We start from the raw sequence: 1,111 nt of genomic DNA, 5'->3' as shown, positions 1-1,111 counted from the left end.
ATACCATTTTGATTAATTAACTGGTCATTTTTATCCAGTCTCTAAAGCATAGTGATTTCACCCTGTCAGCACATGAGATAAACGCATTCCATGCTTCACTGACCTGATCCAAAATGTCTTCGTAGCTTGCAAAGGTTCTGTTGGATAACTTGCGTTGTCTAAGCCAGCTCCATACTTGTTCTATAGGATTCAATTCTGGTGAATAAGGCGGCAGTCTGATTATCACCACGTTCTTCAAACCTTCTACCACACCATCTTTGAAGTGCCAGGCAGCACGATCCATGACGACCACAGCCATTCTTCCTGGTTGAGTACTTTGTGATATTTGTTTCAAGTGACAATACATCACATCTTTATTTACTAACGGTGAGATGAGTGCTTCTGTTTTACCAGTCGTGGGACACACTGCACCAAACAAATAGGCATACTCGAATTGTTGCTGCTTTACGACTCTTGGGCGTGAGCCTTTTTCAGCCCAAACCTTCGTTGTCGAAGTTTGCTGACCAAATCGTGCCTCATCTTGAAACCACACGTCGATACGTTCAGGAAGAAGGTGTCCCGGGGTGTGAAGGATCGTTTCCAACTGGAAGTTTTTTAAAAGCTTCTTGGTAAGCCTGGTTTCCTTTAGGGTGGATGGAGCGACTACTAATCCATGAGAAGTTTTTTCTTTTCAACAGTCGGTGAACGGCTGATAACTCGTATTCTATGTAGAACTGTGCTGATATATATTGCTGAATATCTTCTAATGTCAGTCGACCGCCTTCCGAGCGTTTTATGGCGTCGAGTATATATGCTTTAAGCTGCTCCTGTTGTGATTCATCAAGCTTACAAGGTCGGCCTGAGCGAGGCAGCTCCTCTAAACCTTCTAGGCCACGCTCGAGATAATCTTTTACCCATTTGTTCACGCTCGTACGGCTGACCTTTAAGTATTCAGCAATTTGATAACGGGACTTACCTTCAAAGAAATGAGCCAGTGCGAGCATGCGCACTTTCTTTCTTGGATCTTTAGTTTGTTTGGAGAGCTTAATAAATTCAGAAGGCTGCAAAATCACTATCACATAGATGGAAATTGGATTTTGACATTAGATCATAAATTTAATCAATTTGGTAT

Annotated in this window: 1 protein-coding gene; it reads right to left on the bottom strand. The window is 42.3% G+C overall.

The annotated features are described in order from the left end of the window. Positions 1-16 precede the first annotated feature (16 nt). Positions 17-1,046, bottom strand: a protein-coding gene (locus IY568_RS24380) for an IS630 family transposase (RefSeq protein WP_416365180.1) whose coding sequence is annotated in 2 segments (ribosomal slippage) — positions 17-596 and positions 595-1,046 — 1,032 coding nt in all. Because the reading frame shifts where the segments join, the coding sequence is not laid out codon by codon here. Positions 1,047-1,111 lie beyond the last annotated feature (65 nt).

It is taken from the genome of Pseudoalteromonas sp. PPB1, from assembly GCF_015356275.1.
Taxonomy (GTDB): Bacteria; Pseudomonadota; Gammaproteobacteria; order Enterobacterales; family Alteromonadaceae; genus Pseudoalteromonas; species Pseudoalteromonas rubra_D.
Note: the sequence above shows the minus strand (reverse complement) of the source record. Positions and strands in the feature narration are given on the sequence as shown.